Source organism: Nonomuraea sp. NPDC003727, assembly GCF_053586935.1.
Genome location: NZ_JBSFNE010000008.1, coordinates 183,490 through 202,452, shown reverse-complemented (window position 1 = coordinate 202,452; position 18,963 = coordinate 183,490). Strand labels below are relative to the sequence as shown.

16 protein-coding genes are annotated in these 18,963 nt (G+C 72.1%); 8 read left to right on the top strand and 8 right to left on the bottom strand.

All coding sequences use genetic code 11. The annotated features are described in order from the left end of the window. Positions 1-294 precede the first annotated feature (294 nt). Positions 295-546: a hypothetical protein gene (locus ACWDLG_RS21765; protein ID WP_449922461.1), complete on the top strand. Its 252-nt coding sequence runs from the start codon at positions 295-297 to the stop codon at positions 544-546. Between the two features lie 39 nt (positions 547-585). On the opposite strand, the gene ACWDLG_RS21760 is transcribed toward ACWDLG_RS21765, so the two are convergent. Continuing rightward, positions 586-1,641 (bottom strand): slipin family protein, encoded by a 1,056-nt coding sequence (locus tag ACWDLG_RS21760; RefSeq protein WP_449922459.1) that lies wholly within the window; start codon positions 1,639-1,641, stop codon positions 586-588. Between the two features lie 174 nt (positions 1,642-1,815). Between ACWDLG_RS21760 and ACWDLG_RS21755 the strand changes: the two genes are divergently transcribed. Continuing rightward, positions 1,816-3,738: an amino acid transporter gene (locus ACWDLG_RS21755; RefSeq protein WP_449922458.1), complete on the top strand. Its 1,923-nt coding sequence runs from the start codon at positions 1,816-1,818 to the stop codon at positions 3,736-3,738. Between the two features lie 150 nt (positions 3,739-3,888). Continuing rightward, positions 3,889-4,152 carry an SAV_915 family protein gene (locus tag ACWDLG_RS21750; protein WP_449922456.1) on the top strand — a complete coding sequence of 88 codons (264 nt, stop codon included), beginning with the start codon at positions 3,889-3,891 and terminating at the stop codon, positions 4,150-4,152. Positions 4,153-4,406: 254 nt separating this feature from the next. On the opposite strand, the gene ACWDLG_RS21745 is transcribed toward ACWDLG_RS21750, so the two are convergent. After that, on the bottom strand, positions 4,407-5,453 hold the full coding sequence (locus ACWDLG_RS21745) for a magnesium transporter CorA family protein (protein WP_449922455.1): 1,047 nt from the start codon (positions 5,451-5,453) through the stop codon (positions 4,407-4,409). Positions 5,454-5,875: 422 nt separating this feature from the next. Here ACWDLG_RS21745 and ACWDLG_RS21740 point away from each other — a divergent pair, with 422 nt between their 5' ends. Further along, the gene (locus tag ACWDLG_RS21740) at positions 5,876-6,667 is read left to right on the top strand and encodes a DUF2785 domain-containing protein (protein ID WP_449922453.1); all 792 of its coding nucleotides are present in this window, start codon (positions 5,876-5,878) and stop codon (positions 6,665-6,667) included. 181 nt (positions 6,668-6,848) lie between these two features. Here the strand turns inward: ACWDLG_RS21740 and ACWDLG_RS21735 are convergent, their stop codons facing one another. Together ACWDLG_RS21735 and ACWDLG_RS21730 are read right to left on the bottom strand one after the other, a co-directional pair. Then, positions 6,849-7,256, bottom strand: a complete 408-nt coding sequence (locus ACWDLG_RS21735) for an SRPBCC family protein (protein ID WP_354922994.1) — start codon at positions 7,254-7,256, stop codon at positions 6,849-6,851. After that, entirely contained in the window at positions 7,253-8,086 is an 834-nt protein-coding gene (locus ACWDLG_RS21730; protein ID WP_449922451.1) for a helix-turn-helix domain-containing protein, read from the bottom strand. The genes ACWDLG_RS21735 and ACWDLG_RS21730 overlap by 4 nt, the downstream gene beginning before the upstream one ends. A 408-nt stretch (positions 8,087-8,494) precedes the next feature. Between ACWDLG_RS21730 and ACWDLG_RS21725 the strand changes: the two genes are divergently transcribed. The 4 genes from ACWDLG_RS21725 (at position 8,495) to ACWDLG_RS21710 (ending at position 11,540) form a co-directional block, all read left to right on the top strand. Continuing rightward, entirely contained in the window at positions 8,495-8,860 is a 366-nt protein-coding gene (locus tag ACWDLG_RS21725; RefSeq protein ID WP_449922449.1) for a VOC family protein, read from the top strand. Between the two features lie 504 nt (positions 8,861-9,364). Continuing rightward, complete coding sequence (locus ACWDLG_RS21720) at positions 9,365-9,952, top strand: ArsR/SmtB family transcription factor (protein WP_449922448.1); 588 nt, start codon at positions 9,365-9,367, stop codon at positions 9,950-9,952. Next, positions 9,949-10,680, top strand: coding sequence for an SRPBCC family protein (locus ACWDLG_RS21715; RefSeq protein WP_449922446.1), 732 nt, complete (start codon positions 9,949-9,951; stop codon positions 10,678-10,680). Before ACWDLG_RS21720 ends, ACWDLG_RS21715 begins: the two co-directional genes overlap by 4 nt. Positions 10,681-10,943: 263 nt before the next feature. Beyond that, positions 10,944-11,540 (top strand): dihydrofolate reductase family protein, encoded by a 597-nt coding sequence (locus ACWDLG_RS21710; RefSeq protein ID WP_449922445.1) that lies wholly within the window; start codon positions 10,944-10,946, stop codon positions 11,538-11,540. A 335-nt stretch (positions 11,541-11,875) separates the two neighbouring features. Here the strand turns inward: ACWDLG_RS21710 and ACWDLG_RS21705 are convergent, their stop codons facing one another. The 4 genes from ACWDLG_RS21705 to ACWDLG_RS21690 all read right to left on the bottom strand — a co-directional run bounded on the left by ACWDLG_RS21705 (position 11,876) and on the right by ACWDLG_RS21690 (position 18,901). Then, on the bottom strand, positions 11,876-12,055 hold the full coding sequence (locus ACWDLG_RS21705) for a ferredoxin (RefSeq protein WP_449922443.1): 180 nt from the start codon (positions 12,053-12,055) through the stop codon (positions 11,876-11,878). Next, positions 12,052-13,203, bottom strand: coding sequence for a cytochrome P450 (locus ACWDLG_RS21700; protein WP_449922442.1), 1,152 nt, complete (start codon positions 13,201-13,203; stop codon positions 12,052-12,054). Before ACWDLG_RS21700 ends, ACWDLG_RS21705 begins: the two co-directional genes overlap by 4 nt. Then, entirely contained in the window at positions 13,200-14,759 is a 1,560-nt protein-coding gene (locus tag ACWDLG_RS21695) for an MFS transporter (RefSeq protein ID WP_449922440.1), read from the bottom strand. Before ACWDLG_RS21695 ends, ACWDLG_RS21700 begins: the two co-directional genes overlap by 4 nt. A gap of 899 nt (positions 14,760-15,658) precedes the next feature. Further along, positions 15,659-18,901: an AfsR/SARP family transcriptional regulator gene (locus ACWDLG_RS21690; RefSeq protein ID WP_449922438.1), complete on the bottom strand. Its 3,243-nt coding sequence runs from the start codon at positions 18,899-18,901 to the stop codon at positions 15,659-15,661. Positions 18,902-18,963: the final 62 nt, after the last annotated feature.

Genomic DNA, 18,963 nt, shown 5'->3' with positions numbered 1-18,963 from the left:
GCGGGGCGGGGAAGGGCGACGACGGGTGGCCAGGCGGGACGGGTGGGCCGAAACCCGCGGGTGGCGGCGGCCCGAAGCCCCCGGACGGTGGGCCGGGTGGGCCGAAGCCCGCGGGTGGTGGGCCGAAGCCGGGAGGGGTCGTCACCGGCCCGGCCCGATCGCGGCGGCGTTCGCGGTGTTCAGGTCCTCGGCGGTCCGCCAGTTGCGCCGCGCGTACTCCAGATCCCGCTCCCATGACTCGGTGGCCGTGACAAGCGGCTGCTGCGGGTGGGCCTGGACCCGAGGGCGATGCGCATGGACAGCGGGACGCTCGCCGAGTCGGTCACCCAGGCCGTGCAGGCGACTCAGGACGACGCGACCCGGCGCTGCCGGGAACTCCTCGACCGGGCGCTGGGCGAGAACGCTCCCGCTCCCTTCGACCTGGACGCGCTGCGCGACCACCTCGACTCCGTCCAGGACGCCTTCACCCGATCGCTCGACGACCACACCGACGCCTGGCAGGCCCGGCGGCGTTCTGATCATCGTCGTGTCGGCAACGCGCCTTGACACGATCACCCGTCAGCAAGGCGCGGGGAGAGCCGGCCGTCAGAGCGGTGCGCTCCCGTCGCCGTCCTTCAACAGGCCGGCGGATGCGCGGTCACCGGCCTGCTGAAGGGCGGCAGGCCTTCCGTCGGGCCGCTGGAGGACCGCAGGCTCCACACCGGCCGGTTGAGGCACGGCGAGCCCCCCGTCGGTCCGCTGGAGGGCGGCCGACTCCGCGTCGGTCCGCTGGAGGGCGGCGCGGGCGGGCTCCTCGCCGGCGCCGGACGGCGGCAGCTCCGGCCGGGCGGCGCCGTCCGGCTCCTGCGGGGGCACGCCGGTGGCGGCCGCCTGGCCGCCCGCCGCGTCCTGGGTGGCACGGTCGAAGAAGCGCAGCAACTCCACCGGCAGCGGCATCACCAGGGTGGAGTTCTTCTCCGCCGCCACCTCGACCACCGTCTGCAGCAGGCGGAGCTGCAGCGCGCCTGGCGTCTGCGCCATGATCCCGGAGGCGTCGGCCAGCTTCTGCGCCGCCTGCAGTTCGCCGTCGGCCACGATGACCCGGGCCCGGCGCTCCCGCTCGGCCTCGGCCTGGCGTGACATCGAACGCTTCATGGCCTCCGGCAACTGCACGTCCTTGATCTCCACCCGGTCGATGTGGATGCCCCAGCCCAGCGCCGGGCTGTCGATCATCAGGGCCAGGCCGCGGTGCAGTTCCTCGCGGTTGGACAGCAGGTCGTCGAGCTCGCTCTTGCCGATGACCGAGCGCAGGGAGGTCTGGGCCACCTGCTCGATGGCGAACAGGTAGTTCTGGACCTCGATCGCGGCGCGCATGGGGTCCTGGACGCGGAAGTAGACGACGGCGTCCACCCGGACGGAGACGTTGTCGCGGGTGATGCCCTCCTGCGTCGGGATCGGCATGGTGACGATCTGGACGTTGACCTTCTTCATCTGGTCGACGATCGGGATGAGAAGCCTGAGCCCCGGCTGGCGTACGCGCCGCTGCGCCCTGCCGAACCGGAAGACGATGCCGCGTTCGACCTGGTTGACCACCCTCACCCCGGTGGCGAGGGCCAGGAAGAGGAGTAACGCGACGACGCCGAGCACGATGGTGATGTCCATGGTGGTGTCCCTTCCGCTTCGAGGCTAGATCGGGACGGCCCGTCACAGGCGTATGAAAAACGTCAAGATCCGTGGTCAGCGGCCCATTCGTCGTGGTCAACGCCGTATGGTGCACGATGAATACGGCCCTATACGGATCTTTTACGCATACATCGCACCAGGGGGTGGATCGGGGTGAACGTTTCGGCCCCGGTACGGACCGAGTCCGGACTACGTCAGTGGCTGCTGCACGGGCTGCCACGCTCCGACCCCAGGACGACGGGCCCTCATCACGAGGAGAGCCCCGGCCACCAGCACGCCTGGTGGCAGGTGATGTGCCTGACCGGCGTGGACTACTTCTCCACGCTCGGCTACCAACCCGGCATCGCCGCGCTGGCCGCCGGAACGCTCAGCCCCATCGCCACCCTGCTGCTGGTCGCCCTGACTTTGGCGGGAGCCCTGCCCACGTATCGCGCCGTGGCCGAACAGAGCCCGCACGGGCTGGGCTCGCTGTCGATGCTGGAGAACCTGCTGCCCGGCTGGCGCGGCAAACTCCTGGTGCTGTTCCTGCTCGGCTTCGTCGCCACCGCCTTCATCGTGACCATCACCCTGTCGGCGGCCGACGCCACCGCGCACGTGCTGCACAACCCGTTCGTGCCGGAGTTCTTCTCCGACTGGCAGGTGCCGGTCACGCTGGCGCTCATCGCCGCGCTCGGCGGGGTCTTCCTGATCGGCTTCAGCGAGGCCATCTCGATCGCCGTCGTGCTGGTCGCCGTCTACCTGTCGCTGAACGTCGTCGTCGTCGCCGTGGCCCTCCAGCGCGTCCTGGCCTCCCCGGACCTGGTCGCCGACTGGCAGCGGGCGCTGACGGTCGAGTACTCCAGCCCGGTCGCGATGATCGCCGTGTCGCTGTACGTCATGCCGAAACTCGCGCTCGGCCTGTCCGGCTTCGAGACGGGCGTGGCCGTCATGCCGCTGGTCAAGGGTGACCTCCGCCACCGGATCGCGGGCGCCAAGAAGCTGCTCACCACCGCCGCGATCATCATGAGCGGCTTCCTGATCACCTCCAGCTTCGCCACCACCGTGCTGATCCCGGCCGAGGAGTTCGCCGAGGGCGGCAGCGCCAACGGGCGGGCGCTCGCCTACCTGGCGCACGAATACCTGGGCGACTGGTTCGGCACCGCCTATGACATCAGCACGATCGCGATCCTGTGGTTCGCCGGCGCGTCCGCCATGGCGGGGCTGCTGAACATCGTGCCGCGCTACCTGCCCCGCTACGGCATGGCGCCGAACTGGTCCAGGGCCGCCCGGCCGATGGTCCTGGTCTTCACCGCCATCTCCTTCGTCATCACGGTGTCGTTCGGCGCCGACGTGGAGTCGCAGGGCGGCGCCTACGCCACCGGCGTCCTGGCGCTGATCCTGTCCGCCGCCGTCGCCGTCACCCTGTCGGCCTGGGTCATGGGCCGCACCAGGCCGGCCATCCTGTTCGGCGTCGTCGCCCTGGTCTTCGCCTACGCCACCGTGGCCAACATCATCGAACGGCCCGACGGCCTGGTGATCGCGCTGCTGTTCGTCCTGGCGATCGTGGTGACCTCGCTCATCTCCCGCGCCACGCGCTCGACGGAGCTGCGGGTCACCAGCATCACGCTGGACGACCTGGCCCGCCGCTACATCAACGAGGCCGGCGACATCCGCCTGATCGCCAACGAGCCCAACGCGCGCGACTGCGCCGAGTACGTCGACAAGACCAGGGAAGCCTGGGAACTGCACCGGCTCCGCACGGCCGAGGGTCCGCTGTTCCTGGAGGTCACCGTCCCCGACGCCTCGGAGTTCGAGAGCGAGCTGCGCGTGGTGGGGGAGGAACGCCACGGCTTCCGCGTGCTGCGGATGGAGAGCACCACCATCGCCAACTCGATCGCCGCGCTCCTGCTGTACCTGCGCGACGAGACCGGCAAGACGCCACACGTCTACTTCCACTGGGCGGCGGAGGGCAACCCCATCGGTGCGCTGCTGCGCTACCTGGTCTTCGGCGGCGGCGACATCCCGCCGCTCACCCGTGAGGTCCTGCGGCAGGCCGAGCCCGAGACCGCCCGCCGTCCCGTCGTCCACGTGGGCTGACCCTCCGGGCGGCCGCCGGGGCGGCGTCGGCGTCAACCGCGCGTCAGCGTTCCGGCCGTTCCCGTCGCGATCCCGTAGCGATCGCCGCCCGGCGCACCCGCAGCCCCTAGCGTCACATGCGGACGAATCCCCCGGTGAAAGAAGCCGAAGATGTCAGATGTGCCGCTATGCGTCCCGGTCCGACAGGGCCGGTTCAGCGCCTCGCTGAGGTTGTTCCGCACCGCGTCGGGCAGCAGGACCGCGGTGGCGTTCTCGTCCCCGCTCCGCCTGGCGCAGGTGCTCGGCACCCGCCAGCCATGGGTACGGCTCAGCGAACCCGCCCTGCGGGGCATGATCCGCGACCTCGGCGTCACCGGCGTCGTCGTCGACCCCGCCGGGACGACGGCCGCCCTCGCCGCCGCCGGAGCGGCCTGATGTGCGCCCTCGAGCAGGACCTCGCCGCATCAGAACCTGACACGGCCGCCGACCCGCAGGCCGCGGTCGACCCGCACTGCCCGGTCGACCCGCCCTACCTGGTTGACCCGCCCTGGTTGACCCGCCCTACCCGGTCGACCCGGACTGGCCGGTCGACCCACACGACGGCCCGCGCGTCCACCCGGACGATCCGGTCGACCCGGTCGAGCGCCGGGTCGGAAGGGCCGTCGCGCTCCCGCTCGCGCGCGGTCCCGTCAGAGCCAGCCCCGCCGTTTGAAGACGAGGTAGAGCACGGCGGACGCCAGCACCATCGTGACCAGCGCCAGCGGATAGCCGAAGACCAGGTGCAGCTCCGGCATATGGGCGAAGTTCATGCCGTACACGGTGCCGACCAGCGTGGGAGCGAAGAAGATCGCCGCCCACGCGGAAATCTTCTTGATCTCCTCGTTCTGCGTGTAGCTCGCCTCGGTCAGCAGCTTGACCTCGGCGTTCTGGGCCTGGCCGACCAGCGCGGCCTTGATGGTGAGGGTGGTCTGGTAGAACTCGATCACCCCCTGCAGGTACTCGCGCTCGCCGTCGGCGAGGCTGCGCATCCGGTCGAACTGGTCGGTGATGTCGACCACCAGCCGCTGCCCCTCGGGTGAGATACGGGTGAGGTTCGACATCCGTCCGTAGATCGCCTCGCCCAGCGCCGCCATGGTGCGTACGGCCAGCAACCCGTGCCGGGCGCGGAACAGCTCGTTGAGGAACTCCTCGGGATCGCCCACGCGCTGGCCCGTGACCCGCTGCTCCAGCTGCCACACGTCGACGGTCACCTCCTCGACGTACGCCTCCTGGAAGCGGATCAGCGCGGAGACGATCGCGTACGACAGCTCCATGGGCGTGGCCGGATGGACCCGCCCCGCCTGCAGCCTGGCGAGCACGGCGCCGGTCTCGCGGAGGGGGACCCCGGGCGCGACGGCCGGGTTGACCGGGCCGTGCACGGTCACCAGGTAGTTGCGGCCCACGAACTGGTCGAGCTCGATGTAGTGCACGTGGCCGGCCGCGCCGCGTTCGGGCGAGTGCAGGACGACGAACACGTGGTCCAGGTAGGCATGCACCTTGGGCACCCGGTTGCGCTCCACGCACTCCTTGACGGCCATCGCGTGGAACCCGAACACCTCCGACAGCACCCGCACCGCGTCCTGGTCGCACACCGGCATGTCCACCCAGACCAGGCCGTCCTCGCCGTCGAGCAGCGCCGGCAGTTCGTCGACGGAGCGCTCCTCGACCTTGTCATCGTGTACGAGACGAACGTCCATACGGCTCGCACCCCCCGCCATCACAGCGCCGCCAGGGTGGTCGGTGCCCTTCTCTTCCACCGTAGGCGCACAACCCGTCACCGGCCAGCCACGCGCACCGGGGCGCAGCCGTTCGACCGGTTCCGAGTCAGCGAGGAAGGCCGGCCCAAGGGAGACGAGGCCGGCTCCGCCCTCCGTCTGCCGCCGTAAGTCCGCCGTCCTCCGCCCTCCATCCGCGAGAGCAGCGGGCAGCGGACCGGACCGGGCCGGGTCGGACCGGGTCGGGTCGGGACAGGGTCGCAGCGGGTTGGCGATCAGCGTGCCCGGCCAGGACCCGCGGATCTCCCGGACAAACGGCCGTTCCGCGGCGGCGAAGACGACGTGCAGGCGCGTCTGGCCAGGACGGTTCCATCCCTGCCGTCCGTTTCCGGCACAATGCCGGGATGACCGACTGGAAGGCCGTCCACGCCGACGACTGCGCCGTCCCCGGCGACCGTCCCCTCGACGAGCTGGTGGAGGAGCTGGCCCTGGCGTTGCGCGACCCCGACCCCGGCATCCGGGACGGCGAGCCGTACGTGGTGGTGCGCACGTGGATCGAGCGGGACGTGATCGATGCCGGGCGCCGGGCCAAGCTCGGCGCGGTGATGGCGGAGCGGTTCGCGGACCCGGAGATCCAGGCCAGGACCTTCGCCCCGCTCGTCCTCGACATGATCGTCAAGCGTGGCGACTTCGACCCGGAGTGGCTGGCAGCCTTCGCCCGCTGGTACGCGGCCGAGGCCGACCTGCGCGGTCACGACCCGCGACTGGGCTGGCTGCACGCCGTGGCCCACGGGGCCGACCTGCTGGGAACCTTCGGCGTGCATCCCCGCGTCGACCCGGCCGCCATGCTCGATCTGGCCGCCGCCCGGCTGCTGGCCCGCACCGGTTACCTGTTCGCCGAGCAGGAGGACGACCGCCTCGCGCAGGCCGTCGCCCGCGTCCTGACCCGTCGCGACCTCAGCGAGGAGCAGTCGCTGGCCTGGCTGGACCCGATCGAGGCCGACTTCGCGGCGATCGGCTCGGGGCCCACACCGGTGTACGCCTCCAACGGCATGCGCACCCTGCGGACGCTCTACATCCTGGCCGACCTCGGCGTCCGGACGAGCCGCGGCGCGCGGCCGGTGCCGCTCAGGCACGCCGCCGCGATCAAGGCCAGGCTCGCCGAGGTGCTGGCCCTGGTCTTCCAGCACTCCTGAGGAGCTCCGCGCGGCGGGTGACGAGGCTGCTTGCGGGCGCCCGCCCGTGGGCCGCCGGACCGGGGTGGATCGGCGCGAATGGGTCGAATGGGTTTACGGGACGGTGTACCCGGTGGGGGGAGCCTGCTGGTTCGGCGGCAGCCGGTGGGCGCCAGCGCGGACACGTCAGCCCCCCGGACGGTCACGACTCGACGTGGCGGCGCAGATTGGCCAGGTGAACCCGCCACCCCGCCCGATGGTCGGCCGCCATCGCGACCCCGTCGGGAAGGCCCTCCCACCCTGTCTCCCTGATCCGCACCTCCGTGCCGGAACCACGCGCCATGAGAACGATCTCCACATCGGTCGAGGCGGGCTGTCCCTCGTCGGACCAGCTGAACGCCAGCACCTCAGGCGCTGCCGCACGCGTCACCAGCCCCCGGGTCACCACCGGCTCGCCGTGCTCATCGGTCCAGCGCTCCTCCAGCGAACCACCGGGGACAGGCTCGATGAACAGGTAGTCCCACCACTCGGCCCGATCGATGTGGTCGGTGAACGCCCGCCACACCCGCTCGACGGGCGCGGCCACGACAGCGGTCTCGTCAACGATCACTGGCGGGCCCCTCCGGACAGCAGGCGCCGCAGTGCCGTGGGCGTGTGGCCGAGGTGGCTGCGAACGGTGCGGGTCAGGTGCGCCTGGTCGGCGAAACCCAGCTCGGCGGCCAGCTCGGCCAGGCCCGCCGCGCCGTTCTCCAGCCGCTCGAGTGCCCGCCCCACCCGCACCCTGTTGCGGTAGTGCGTCAGAGAGACGCCCATTTCCCGGGTGAAGGCCCTGCTCAGCTGGTACGGCGAGGCGCCGAGGAACTCGGCCAGCGAGATGAGCCCCTGGGCGGCGGGATGGTCTGCGATGATCGCCTCGCGAGCCGCCGAGACCAGCCGCCCACGCGCCTTCGACGAGCGAGGCGCGGCCATCGCAGCGGGCGGACCGAGGTCGGCCGATGCCTGCCTGAGAGCCGCGCCCAGCAGGCCCAGCAGCCCCTCGGCGAGCGCGTAGCCCGCGTCACCGCTCTTGGCCGCGCGAAGGAAGGCGCGGTGCGCCAGCTCGACCCGGGCGTCCACGTAGACGGTCGGGCGCAGCCGTCCCGCCCCCTCGCCGGTCATCGAACGCCAGAGGGTGGGGGAGAGACTGAGTGCGGTGCACACGTCGCCGCCGGAGGGATGGGAGAACCGCTCCTCCTCGCCGGGAACACCCAGATAGGCCATCGTCGGATCCGCGAGCGCCGCGACCCCGCCGGCCATCCGCCCGAACCTGCCGCTGCGGACCAGCACCAGCCGGTAGTCGTCGTGGACCTCGACCTGCGACCAGCCGCGATGGTCGTCGGCGCAGGTCACGGCATCGACGGTGAAGCCTGGTCCGATGCCGAGACGACGGTTGGAACGCATGATGCGTACGGTACGCGCCACCACTGACATTTCCGGGCGAAGGCCCGCCCGCTGTCCTCCCGGCCAGGCACGTGCCCAACGCCGTTCCGGGCCGAAGGGACTGGTCCCGCCGGCACTCTGGGGTCCGCCTTCCCTCCGCGTCCGGTGGCGGGCCTCGCCGGCTTCTGGGGGGTGGCCTTCCCCGCCCGGCGACGGGGTCCCGCCGGTCTTCAGGCGGGCGGATGTCTTCCCAGCTTGAGCCATACGCATGCCTCCCTGCCGGAGATGCACCTCCGCCCATCATCTCGGCCGCACCCAAGGCGAAGACGACGGGTGCACATCGCGATATGTCGGCAGAACCTCGAGGAGCCAGGTCAGCGCGCAAGGATGTTCAAGACCCCGCCCCTGGGCGCCGAGCAGCCTGGACCCATGGCAACGAACACCGCCGCACTCGCGGAAATCTCCACCATCGTCTTCGACTCACTCCGCCCTGCCGCGTTGGCCGAGTTCTATCGCACCGTGCTCGGCGGCCAGGTCACCCACAGCGACGACGACTACGCCGCGCTCGACGCGGGCGCCGTCCAGCTGGCCTTCCCGCGGACCGAGGACTACCAGGCCCCGGCGTGGCCGGGCGGCACCAAGCAGATGCATCTCGACCTCAAGGTGGCCGACCTCGACGCCGCCGAGAAGGAACTGCTCGACCTGGGCGCCACCAAGCCCGCCTTCCAGCCCGGCGGCGGTGACTGGGTGGTGCTGGCCGACCCCGAGGGACATCTGTTCTGCATCTCGTCCTGAACCGGGATCCCGAACGAGTGACAGGGGATCCCGAGCCAGGGACCGGGAACCCGAACCGCAGACCGGAATCCCGAACCGGGGTTCCCGGCCCCGCCAAGGCACAGCGAGAGCCGGGAACCCGTCCTTGCCAACGCTGGAACACCCTTGTGCCGACGAGGACATCTGCAGGAGCGGCCCGCCGATCGCGCGGGCCGCTCCTGCGCGCACGTCCGCAGAGCTGCGGACGTGGGCAGCGTGCGTCGGTCCCGTTCATGTTCTGAAGGCGGCGCGGGCACCGACGGACCTCCAGCAAGGACGGTGACCGTACAGATCAGCGCCATCGCCCGCAGCTCCACGCCGCGTCGGCCGATCCGCCCGAACAGGAGCCGGGCCGGCCCAGGCGGGAGAGGTACGTCTGCCACACCTCCAAGGGGCCTGTCCCCTGGGGACGGCACTCGGCGGAGTGTCGCTTCGGGCAAATCTCACTGTCTTGACAAGAAAATTAGTCGGACATAGTCTGCAGTCATGCAGGATGTCGCTGTGATCGAGGACCCGGCCGCCGCCGAGATCTCACTGGACCCCATCAGAACCCGGCTGCTCGCGGAGCTGAGCGAGCCCGGCTCCGCGACCATGCTGGCCGCCAAGATCGGCTTGCCCCGGCAGAAGGTCAACTACCACCTCAAGACGCTCGAGTCGCACGGGCTCGTCGAGATGATCGAGGAGCGGCGCAAGGGCAACGTCAACGAGCGCATCATGCGCGCCACCGCGGCGTCCTACGTGATCTCCCCGGCCGCGCTGGCGTCGGTCCAGCCCGACCCGGCCCGCTCTCCCGACCAGCTGTCGGCGAGCTGGTTGCTGGCCGTCGCGGCCCGGCTGGTCCGTGACGTGGGGGCGCTCATCCGAGGCGCCGCCCAGGCCCGCAAACGCGTGGCGACCTTCGCGATCGACGGCGAGGTGCGCTTCGCGTCGGCCGCCGACCGGGCCGCGTTCGCCGAAGAGCTCGCCGGGGCCGTCACGGCTCTGGTGTCCAAGTACCACGACCAGTCCGCCGAGCACGGCCGCGACCACCGGATCGTCGTCGCCGTCCACCCCAGCATGAAGGAAGCCCGATGACGCACCCGTTCGAGCTGAACCTCGAGGTCGAGCTCGGCGCCACGCCCGAGCAGGTCTGGGACGCGATCGCCACCGGACCTGGTGTCGACTCCTGGTTCATGGGACGCACCGAGCTCGGCACCGCCCAGGGCGGCCCGGCCAACCTGACCATGCTGGGCCACACCGAACAGGCCACGATCACCGCCTACGAGCCCGGCACCCGCCTCGCGACCCGCGGCGCGGAGGCCCCCGACGGCCGGTTCATGGCGCTCGAGTACCTGATCGAGGGGCGCGGCGGCGGCTCGACCGTGCTCCGCATCGTGCAGAGCGGCATGCTCGGCGACGACTGGGAGACCGAGTTCGAGGCGATGAAGGCCGGCTGGCCCATCTACCTGGAGACCCTCAGGCAGTACCTCACCTACTTCGCCGGCCGTACCCCCTCGGTCACGACCGCCTTCCGCCCTGGAGCGGGCGGCCCGGACACCGTCTGGAAGATCGTCACCCAGTCGCTGGGCGTCACGCCGGACGTCGCCGAGGGCGACGCCGTGCAGCTCCCCGACGGCTCCGCCGGCGTCGTCTACTGCGCGAACCTGCCCGTCAACCTCGGCGTCCGGACCGACGCGGGTCTGTACCGCTTCATCCACTCCGGTACGGCCCGCGGCGACGCCCTGGTGCTCGGCCACCAGAACTTCGCCGGCCGCGAGGAGCAGGCCGCATGGGACGCCTGGATGGCCGAGCACTTCGGCTGACAGCGCGGAAGGAGACGAACGCCTCCCGGCGGGGTTCTGGTCATCGCGTGACCGACCCCGCCGGTCCCGACCGACCCGTGGCGATGCGCTCGTCCCGGTGCCCGCCGCCGACGTGAGGCCAGGCCAGGGACGTGCCCTCGCGCGCCCACCCGCCTTCCGTGACCACCTCGAATCGGTCACGCCAAGCAAGACCTTCATCGTCGCGCCGCGACGAGATCAGTGATGCCAACACTCAGCGACACCATCCCGGAGGAGAGAGTCCCATGCGTATCGTTGCTACCGAGTTCATGAGCCTGGACGGCGTCGTGCAGGCCCCCGGCGGCGCCAAGGAGGACACCGACGGCGGCTTCGCCCACGGCGGCTGGACGCACCCCTTCTTCGACCCGGACGTGGTGGGCGGCGCCTTCGACGACGCCCTCGCCAAGGCTGATGCGCTGCTGTTCGGGCGCCGCACGTGGCAGACGATGGCCGCGGCGTGGCCCGGGCGAGCCGGTGACCCGTTCGCCGACCGGATGAACGCCATCCCCAAGTACGTCGTGTCCGAGACGCTCGGCGACGACGAACTGACGTGGAACAACACCACGCGCATCCCCGGCGGCGAGGCGGTCGCCCGCATCAGGGAACTGCGCGACACCGACGGCGGCTCCCTCCTGATCATGGGCAGCCCGTCGCTCGTTCGGGCCCTCCTCAGCGAGGACCTGATGGACGAGCTCCGCCTCATGATCATGCCGGTCCTTCTCGGCGGTGGTAAGACGATCTTCCCCAGCGACGGTGCGCTGCGCACACTCGAACTCACCTCCACGGTCATCAGCGACGCGGGCGTGCACGTGTGCACCTACCAGTCGGTCGCCAAGAACTAGGTCGAACCCGCGCCGGAAGCCGACCAGCCGCCGGCACCGTTTCCCGGCGCGCGTCGCCCGTCGGGCGTCAGCGCGGGTAACCGAGCGTGGGTCGCCGGTCGGGCGTCAGCGCAGGCCACCGAGCGTGGGTCGCCGGTCGAGCAGCAGCGCAGGCAACCTAGCGCGGGTAGCGGACTGATCGCTTCTCCGGGCTTACCCGCGCGGGCTGCGGCGCGGCTCCCGGCCGACGGCCCTCGCCGGGAAGACACGCGACCTGCTCAGGCGGACCCTGACCGTCCACAGCAGCCCCTCCCGGGGGTGAGCGGCGTGGGCGACGTGGGGGACACCGCCTCGGCTCAGTCCGATCTGATCGCCTGGGTCGGGCAACCGGTTACGGCTCGCCCTATCGCGGGGCCCGTGGCCGTCTCGTCCAGCAGCACCACCCGCCCGTCCTCCTCGTCCTGCGTGAACGCCTCCGGTGCCGACAGCGCGCACTGCCCCGAGGAGGCGCACCGCTCGCGGTCCACCCTGATCACCACTCCACCTCCAACCGGTGGACGCCGTAGATCGCCATGTCGTTCCTGAACGGCACTTCCGCCAGGGGGACGGCCAGCCGCAGCTCGGGTAGACGACGGAACAGCGCCGGGTAGGCGATCTCCATCTCCATCCGCGCGAGGTTCTGCCCGAGGCACTGATGCGGTCCGAAGCCGAAGGCCACGTGCGGTGACTTGGGCCTGGTGACGTCCAGCTCGTCGGGCCGGTCGACCAGCGCGGGGTCGCGGTTGGCGGCGGCGAGCGAGCAGGTGACGAAGTCCCCTTCGGGGATCACCTGCCCGCCGAGCTCCATGTCGGCGCTCGCCCGCCGGAACATGCCGACGTCGACGATCGACAGGTAGCGCAGCAGCTCGTCCACCGCGGTCCTGGCCGCGTCCGGGCTCTGCCGTACCAGAGCCAGCTGACCGGGATGCCGCAGGAGCAGCAGAGTGCCGAGGCTCAGCATGTTGGCGGTGGTCTCGTGGCCCGCGACCAGCATCAGCACCGAGATCCCGATCAGCTCGTCGTCGCTCAGATCGGTGTCGAGCAGGTCGTCGAGCAGGCCCTCACCGGGCTCGGCGCGCTTGCGGTCGATGAGCCCGGCCAGGTAGCCGGCGAACCTCATCAGCGTCGCCTCCTGCTCCTCCACCGTGCTGGTCAGGCTCAGCAGCCGGGCGCCGGCCTCCCGGAACTCCTCGCGCTCCGCGTACGGCACGCCCAGCAGCTCGCAGATCACCAGCGAGGGGATCGGAAGCGCGAAATGCTCCACCAGATCGGCCGGTCGCGGGCGCCGTTCGAGCGCGTCGAGCGTGTCGGTGACGATCTGCTCGACGCGCGGGCGCAACTTGTTCATGCGCTGCACGGTGAACCGGCCGGTCATCAGCCGCCGCAGGCGGGTGTGCCGGGGCGGGTCCATCTGGATGAACATGCCCGCGTCCGGCTCCACGGCACGCAACGGCGAGCCGAGGAAGCCTCCCTCGATCTCCGAACTGAAACGCGTGTCGGCCAGCACCTGCCTGACCAGGTCGTGCCTTGCCACCAGCCAGACATGATCGCCGTTGGCCAGCCGCACCTTGCCGAGCGGCTCATCGGCCATGCCCGCGGGCGGGTCGAACGGGCACGTGCCCCGTTCGGTGGGAATCGCTCTCATCTGTCAGCTCCTTGTCGTGTGACAGTTGCCGATGGGTCGAGTGGGTGCTCGTCGACGACGCTGGGCAGGCCGCGCAGTGTGAACAGCGCCAGCACCGCCACGACCGCGACCAGCGCGCCGCCGATCAGCGAGGTGATCTGGACGGCGTGGACGAAGGCCTCGGCCGCCGCCGCGAACACCTGCCGGGACAGGTGGGCCGGAAGCTCGGCCGCCGCCTGGAGCGCCGCCCCGATCGAGTCGCGTGTCGCCTCGGCCGCCTGTTCCGGCAGGCCGTCGGGCAGCTGCAGCATCCGGCGGTAGAGGCCGCCGAGCAGGCTGCCGAGCAGCGCGATCCCTAGCGCGGCGCCCAGCTCGTAGGCGGTCTCGGCGATCGCGGACGCCGACCCCGCCCGCTCCTTGGGCACGGTGGCGATCACCGTGTCAGCGGTGACGGTGAACGACAGGCCCGCGCCGATGCCGATGAGCACCAGCGAGCCGAGAACCACGGGGTAGCCGGATTCGACGGGCAGCGTCACCAGCACCGCCAGGCCCGCCGCTGACAATCCGAGCCCGAGCGAGATCACCGCCGCCCTGCTCCACACCATCGCCAGCCGCCCCGCCACCAGCGCCGCGACCGTGGAGGCGGCTATCGCGGGCAGCTGGGCGAGTCCGGCTCGCAGCGGTGTCCAGCCGAGCACGAACTGCATGTGGAGCGAAAGGAAGAACAACGTGCCGACCAGCGCGAACACCGCCACCATGTCGCCGCCGACCGCGCCCGAGAACGCCGTGCGACGGAACAGGCGCACGTCGATGAGTGGATGGGCGAGCCTGGTCTGCCGTCTCCAGAAGACCGCCAGCGCGCACAGCCCGACGACGGCGGCGACGATAACGGCGGTCTGGCCTGGGCCCGCGTGCGCCGCCTCCTTCACGGCGTAGATGAGCCCGATCACGCCGACGACGGACAGCAGCACGCTCGGCATGTCCATGGGGCCCGCGTCGGGATTGCGTGACTCCGGCAGCGTGACGGCCGCCACGAGCAGGACCACCACCATCACCGGAACGTTGATCAGGAAGACCGAGCCCCACCAGAAGTGGTCGAGCAGCAGCCCGCCCAGCAGCGGCCCCGCCGCCGCGCCAGCCGTGGTCACCGAGCTCCACAGCCCGATCGCGGTCGTGCGCTCGCGCGGGTCGGTGAAGATGTTGCGGATGATGGACAGGGTCGAGGGCATGATCGTCGCCCCGGCCACCCCCAGGACCCCTCGGGCCACGATGAGCAGCTCGGGGGTGGGCGCGTAGGCCGTGGCGAGCGACGCGAGGCCGAAGACGGCCACACCGATGAGCAGGACGCGTTTCCTGCCGAACCTGTCGCCGGCGTTGCCCGCGGTGATCAGCAGGCCGCCGAGCACGAACCCGTAGATGTCGGCGATCCACAGGACCTGCGTGCTGGACGGCCGCAGCGCCTCGGTCAGGCTCGGGATGGCGAGGTGCAGCACGGTGCCGTCGATCACGATCAGCGAGACGGTCAGGCACAGGGTGGCCAGAGCCGCCCAGCGTCTCGTCCTGCTCAAGGGTGTCATGCCGTCAACGGTGGACCGGGGCGCGCACGCGGCCCGCACGCCGCCCGCACGAGCGCGCACGCCGCCCGCACGGGCCCCGCACGAGCGCACGCTGTCCGCACGGGCCCATACGAGCGCACGCTGTGCGTATGCGCCCCGCACGAGCTCGCACGCTGTCCGCGCGCGGCCCGCAAGCGCCGACCGGACTCTCCGCACAAGCTCACGCGCGCCCCGCACGCGCCTGCACGCGGCCCGCCAGCGCCGACCGGACTCTCCGCACAAGCTCACGCGCGCCCCGCACGCGCCTGCGCGCGGCCCGCCAGCGCCGACCGGACTCTCCGCACAAGCTCACGCGCGCCCCGCACGCGCCTGCACGCGGCCCGCCAGCGCCGACCGGACTCTCCGCGCGAGCTCACGCGCGCGGACGTTGGTTCGGCACTCACGAGTGCGGCGTGTGGGCGTCAAGCCGACGCTCACGTGTGTGGCGCGGGTGGCGGGTCGGGTGCCCACAAGTCGGTTCGGCACTCACGTGTCTGGCGTGGACGTCCGGTTGGGAGCGCTTGAGCGTCAGGTCGGGGCGCCCGAGTGGGGTGGGAGCGGCGTCGCTTCGGGCGCTTGCGAGATCGGCAGGCGTGGCGTCGGGCCGGTTTCACATGAATCGGGTCCGGCACGCGCGAGCGCGCGCGTGGTTTCGCAGCGTCGGTCATTCACGACTGCGGCGCTGCGGGCGGCCACAGGAACGGTGGCTGCCGACACCGCGGGGAACGCACGGTGCGGCAACGCGGTGCGGCGGGTGTCATCGGCTGCGGGCACCTGCGGCAGGGGCGGTAGGCAGACGCTCTCGACGACTCTCCTGCCCTGCGTGCGGCGCTTGGCCATGTGGGCGTAGCCGGGCAGGCCGTTCCAATTCCGGGTGACGATCAGTAGGGCAGCGCGTCGGGGATCTGGTCGCGAGGCGTTTCGCGCCCGCGTCGATACGCCCGGTCGAATGCCACGTCGCCGAGCTCGCCGCGCGCGTCAGCGGCCGTACGCGCCACATCAGGCCCGTCGGGCAGGCACACCCCGCGTAGCGACACCGCCGCGCCGAGCAGGAACGCCGCCCGCGCCGCCGCCCCCTCGCGCAGCGTCAGCTCGGCCATCGCCTCGATCGCGCCCGACGCCCCCGGCAGGTCGAGCACCGCGACGAGCAGGTCGTGCGCCTCGCGTAACGTGGCGCCGGAGCGCTCCAGCCGTCCCATCCCGATCAGGATGCGCCCGCGCGTCTCGTTGGCGCCCAGCCAGTGCGCCTCGCAGTGGGCGAGCGCGGCGGCGTAGAGCGTGGCGGCCTGCTCCTCGTCGCCTGCCAGTCGTGCCACCTCCGCCAGTCCGTAGGTGGCGACGGCCACCGCCTCAGACACCTCCAGCCGGCCGGCCATCGCGACGGCCCGCTCCAGCTCGGCCCGCGCGGCCTCCAGGTCGCCCGCGCGGGCCAGCTCGGCGCCTCTGCGCGACAGCACGAGCGCCGTGTCCTCCGCGGCGCCGAAGGGCGCGATCACCTCCAGCGCCTCACCGGCCGTCGCGATGGCCGCCGCGTGATCGCCGCGCCAGCCGGCCAGCTCGGACAACTGGAGCATCGCCTGGCCCACTCCCCACCGGTCGCCGGCCACGCGGAAGGTGTCGAGCGCCATGCGCAACTCGCGCTCGCCCGCGTCGACCTCGCCCGCGCCCAGACGGAGGTAGCCGACCAGCAGCCTGGCGAAGGCCCTGGTCCACGGGTCGGAGGCGGTGGTGGCCGCCAGCAGCGCGGGCAGCATCGTGGTGTAGTCGCCCTCGGCGATCGACGGGTAGGGCCTGACCATGGCCACGAGGGGGTTGCGCGGCGGCTGGGACAGCCCGCCGGCCAGGCGTTCGGCGTTGGCCAGGATGTGGCGCAGCTCCTGCGTGCCCGGCTTGCCGCCCGCGGCCAGTTGTAGTGAGCAGACGATGTACTCCTCCACCAGGCTCGGCGGTGGTTCGGACCCCACCAGGTCGAGCACCTCCGCCGACACGGCCGCGCCTTCGTGCCTGATGCCGCGCAGCCACCAGTACATCCACAGGTCGGCCACCAGCCGCAACGCCGGCTCGACCCTGCGGGTGTCGATCGTCCAGCGCAGCGCCGCGCGCAGGTTGTCGTGTTCGGCGCCGAGCTCCGCCAGGCGACGCAGCTGGTCGGGGCCTCTCAGCTGTGGCTCGGCCGCGGCGGCCATGGCGGCGAAGCATTCGGCGTGCGCCTGCCGTACCCGCTCCTCCTCGCCCGTCTCGGCCAGCCGTTCGGCGCAGAAGGCCCGGACGGTTTCCAGCATCCTGAAGCGCCCGCCGTCGGCCTGCAGGATCGACTTGTCGACCAGCGCGGTCAGCAGGTCGAGGTCGCCGCCGCAGACGCGTTCGGCGGTGTGCACGGTCGCGCCCGAGGCGAAGACCGACAGGCGGGCGGCGAGCTCGCGTTCGGCCGGGTCGAGCAGGTCCCAGCTCCAGGCGACCACGGCGCGCAACGTGCGATGGCGGGGCAGCGCCGTACGGCTGCCGCCGGTCAGCAGGCGGAACCTGTCGTCGAGCCGGGCGGCCACCTGCTCGGGGGTGAGCGCGCGCAGCCGCGCCGCGGCCAGCTCGATGGCCAGGGGCAGGCCGTCGAGGGCGCGGCAGATGCGCAGCACGGAGGGCAGGTTGGCGTCGGTGACGGCGAACCCGTGGCGTACGGCAGCCGCCCGGTCGGCCAGCAGCCGCACGGCCGGATGTTCGCGCGCCGCGGCCAGCGGCAGGTCGTGCAGCGGCCGGGGAAGAGGCGGGACCGGCAGGACCTGCTCGCCGGGGATGTGGAACGGCTCGCGGGAGGTGACCAGCATCCGCACGCCCGGGCACTCGGCGAGGATCCGGTCGGCCAGGAGGGCGGCGGGCTCCACGAGGTGCTCGCAGTTGTCCAGCAGCAGCGTGACGGCATGGCCGGCGAGAGCGGCCACCAGCGCGTCGGCGGGCGGCTGGATCGTGGGGACGGTCAGCGGGCGCGGCGGCTCGGTGTGGGTGTGCGGGAGGCCGAGGGCGGTGAGCACGGCCGCCGCGACGTCGGAGCCTGGGCGCAGCGGGGCCAGTTCGACGAAGCAGACCTCGCCGAGACCCGCTGCCGCCTCGATCGCGAGCCGCGTCTTGCCCGCGCCGCCGGGACCGCTGAGCGTCACCAGGCGGCTTTCCCCGAGCAGCTCGCGCACCAGCAGCACCTCCTTGTCGCGGCCGACGAAGCTGGTGCGCTGCGGCCGTGGGCCGCGCGGGCGCAGGGCCGAGGTGCCGGGGAGGGCGGGCCCGCCCGAGGGGGGTGCCGCCGTCACCCAAGCGTTCGGGGGTGCTGCTCCGGTGGCGACAGCGGGTGAGGCATCCGGGAAGGAGGCAGCCGGGGGCCGGGGAACCCAAGCCTCGGGATGATCGGCCGCGGGCCGGCGTTGCCCGGGGGCGTGCGTGTCGCGGAGCAGGCTGAGGTGCAGGTTCGCCAGCGCCGGTGAGGGGTCGGCGCCCAGCTGGTCGGCCAGCGTCCGGCGCGCGTCCTCGAAGGCCTCCAGCGCCTCGGCTCCACGGCCCGCCGCCGCCAGGGCCCGCATGTGCTGCCCGCGGAGCCGTTCGCGCAACGGGTGACGCATGACCAGCCCACCGAGCTCGGACACCAGCTCGCCCACGGGCACCGACCCCTCGAGCAGATCGGCCTCCAGCCTGTCCTCCAGCGCCGCGAGCCGCAGCTCCTCCAGCCGGGCCGCCTCGCCCCCCGCGAACGGCAGGTCCAGCACGTCGGCGAGCGCGGGACCGCGCCACAGGGTGAGCGCCTGGCGCAGCAGCCGCGACCGGTCGGCGGGGCCGGGCACCCGTCTGGCGTCGGCGACCAGGCGGGTGAACAGGTGCGCGTCGACCTCCAGCGGATCGACCACCAGCCGATAGCCGGCCGCGGCAAGCTCCAGCGGCACGCCGACGACCGCACGCAGCCGCGACACCTGCGACTGCAGCGCGTTGATCGTGCCCGCCGGGCCGTAGATGTCGCCGATCAGGCGCTCGACCGACACGACCCGGCCCGCCTCCAGCGCCAGGAGCACGAGCAGGCCGCTGAGTCTGGCGCCCCGCACGGGGACGCCGAACACCTCCGTGGGGCCGAGCACGCCGAATCGCATACCTAGATTGTCGTCGGCGGGGCGGAGCGCGGCGTTTTGGAATCCGGTTCTGTGGATAACCT

What these genes read in the sequence shown, in the direction of transcription:
- ACWDLG_RS21765 (WP_449922461.1), top strand. Translation starts at nt 295, where the DNA reads ATGGACAGCGGGACGCTCGCCGAGTCGGTCACCCAGGCCGTGCAGGCG.
- ACWDLG_RS21760 (WP_449922459.1), bottom strand. Translation starts at nt 1,641, where the DNA reads ATGGACATCACCATCGTGCTCGGCGTCGTCGCGTTACTCCTCTTCCTG.
- ACWDLG_RS21750 (WP_449922456.1), top strand. Translation starts at nt 3,889, where the DNA reads ATGTCAGATGTGCCGCTATGCGTCCCGGTCCGACAGGGCCGGTTCAGC.
- ACWDLG_RS21745 (WP_449922455.1), bottom strand. Translation starts at nt 5,453, where the DNA reads ATGGACGTTCGTCTCGTACACGATGACAAGGTCGAGGAGCGCTCCGTC.
- ACWDLG_RS21740 (WP_449922453.1), top strand. Translation starts at nt 5,876, where the DNA reads ATGACCGACTGGAAGGCCGTCCACGCCGACGACTGCGCCGTCCCCGGC.
- ACWDLG_RS21730 (WP_449922451.1), bottom strand. Translation starts at nt 8,086, where the DNA reads ATGCGTTCCAACCGTCGTCTCGGCATCGGACCAGGCTTCACCGTCGAT.
- ACWDLG_RS21725 (WP_449922449.1), top strand. Translation starts at nt 8,495, where the DNA reads ATGGCAACGAACACCGCCGCACTCGCGGAAATCTCCACCATCGTCTTC.
- ACWDLG_RS21720 (WP_449922448.1), top strand. Translation starts at nt 9,365, where the DNA reads ATGCAGGATGTCGCTGTGATCGAGGACCCGGCCGCCGCCGAGATCTCA.
- ACWDLG_RS21715 (WP_449922446.1), top strand. Translation starts at nt 9,949, where the DNA reads ATGACGCACCCGTTCGAGCTGAACCTCGAGGTCGAGCTCGGCGCCACG.
- ACWDLG_RS21710 (WP_449922445.1), top strand. Translation starts at nt 10,944, where the DNA reads ATGCGTATCGTTGCTACCGAGTTCATGAGCCTGGACGGCGTCGTGCAG.
- ACWDLG_RS21700 (WP_449922442.1), bottom strand. Translation starts at nt 13,203, where the DNA reads ATGAGAGCGATTCCCACCGAACGGGGCACGTGCCCGTTCGACCCGCCC.
- ACWDLG_RS21695 (WP_449922440.1), bottom strand. Translation starts at nt 14,759, where the DNA reads ATGACACCCTTGAGCAGGACGAGACGCTGGGCGGCTCTGGCCACCCTG.
- ACWDLG_RS21690 (WP_449922438.1), bottom strand. Translation starts at nt 18,901, where the DNA reads ATGCGATTCGGCGTGCTCGGCCCCACGGAGGTGTTCGGCGTCCCCGTG.